1 protein-coding gene is annotated in these 1,706 nt (G+C 52.1%); it reads left to right on the forward strand.

What is annotated here, in order from left to right; all coding sequences use genetic code 11:
• The first annotated feature begins 84 nt into the window (after nt 1-84).
• Nucleotides 85-1,446 carry an ATP-binding protein gene (locus DWV43_RS09910; protein WP_117818441.1) on the forward strand — a complete coding sequence of 454 codons (1,362 nt, stop codon included), beginning with the start codon at nt 85-87 and terminating at the stop codon, nt 1,444-1,446.
• Nucleotides 1,447-1,706: the final 260 nt, after the last annotated feature.

Genomic DNA, 1,706 nt, shown 5'->3' on the forward strand with positions numbered 1-1,706 from the left:
TCCCGGTTCGACGAACAGCCGATCGTGTCAAATGTGGTCTAACAGAGCCAATCTATTTGCCAATTTTTGTCATTGAGGGGTTTTATGCTACGCCGTAAGATCACTGACAGGCTTTTGAGCTGGAAGAACAACTCCAATAAAGCGTTGCTTGTTACTGGTGCGCGTCAGATTGGCAAGAGCTATGCGATTCGAGCGTTTGGTAAAGACAACTACGCGTCGTATTTTGAGGCCAATTTGCTGCTCGATGCCGAGGCAAGAGATGTGCTCATTGGCGCTAAGAACGCCGTTGACTTTATCAACCGCGTGGCCCTTCTTGCGGATGCACCGCTTGTTGAGGGAGATACGCTTATCTTTGTCGATGAAATACAGGAGTATCCGCAGATCGTCACGCTCATGAAGGCGTTGGTCGAGGACGGGCGCTTTAGCTATGTCTTCTCGGGGTCTATGCTTGGGACTGAGTTTAAGGGGATCTCTTCTTTCCCGGTGGGGTATGTCGAGCACATTGTTATGCGGCCAATGGATTTTGAAGAGTTTTGTTGGGCAAACAGCATCAGTGAGAATGTGCTTGCAGACATCCGCAGCTGCCTTGTCGAGAGGCGTCCCGTCGAAAACTATATTCATGAGGCGATGCTCAAAAACTTTAGAGCTTATATCGTTTGCGGCAGCATGCCGGAGGTCGTACAGAACTATATCGATTCGGGTTATTCACTCGTGAGGACGCGTGAGCTTCAAATTCAGCTGGTCGATCAGTACAAAAGTGATATCTCTAAATATGCATCGACTCGAGCGTTTAACGTTCGCGCGATTTTCGAACAAATTCCCGTTCAGCTTGAGGCGGAGTCCCATCGCTTTGTTGTTTCATCCCTGGGCGAGGGGGCTCGCCTTAAAAAATATGAACAGGATTTCCTGTGGCTTGTTAACGCAGGTGTTGGATTGATGGTCGCCAGGGTGACGGAGCCACGGAGTCCCCTCAAGAGGACGGAGAAAATGACAGCCTTCAGACTATACGAGTCTGATACAGGCATGCTAGCATCGCGGTACCCCGGCAGCACGGCACGCGCTGTCTATCTTGATATGAAAACTCCCAACCTTGGCGGTCTCTATGAGAACGTGGTCGCGCAGGAACTTGTTGCCCTCGGGGCGGATGCATGGTACTACCAAACGCGTGAGGTCGGTGAAGTTGACTTTGTGATCGAAGGCGCCCACGGGCATATTGTCCCAATCGAGGTCAAATCGGGCAAGAAGGTTCGAGCGCATGCGGCTCTCGATCGTCTGATGAGTGTGGGCGAGTACAAAATTCCCGAGGCCGTTGTACTGAGCCACGAGAACCTCAGCAAAGAGGGCAAGGTCCTGTACGTTCCAATCTATATGACATTCTGCCTCGATGAGTTTATGGAAAAGGACGACCCCAACAACGATTTCTCGTTTGCACCCATATCCCTCTAGGCCATCTGGGTCCGCTACCAGGTCCCCCTCTATGCCCAAAGCAGCGCGTGGTTTCGCGGCAAAGCCGCGAAACAGCGACCGGAACAAGGCGCCCCATCAGCCACGTCCTTCATCCAGCTCCACAATCCGAGGACGTAGTCGTAGCAGGATCTGAGGGCTGACCTTCGCGGACATTCCGCAGGACGAAAGAACCCCCGCCGCACGTAGTGTGAACTGCCTCCCATTTCTTGGACACAAGAAATGGGAGGCTTTTTTATGGC

The organism is Collinsella sp. AF05-9 (assembly GCF_003465595.1).
Taxonomy (GTDB): domain Bacteria; phylum Actinomycetota; class Coriobacteriia; order Coriobacteriales; family Coriobacteriaceae; genus Collinsella.

Excerpts from the sequence above, each read along its gene's own strand:
- DWV43_RS09910 (WP_117818441.1), top strand. The coding sequence starts at position 85 with ATGCTACGCCGTAAGATCACTGACAGGCTTTTGAGCTGGAAGAACAAC.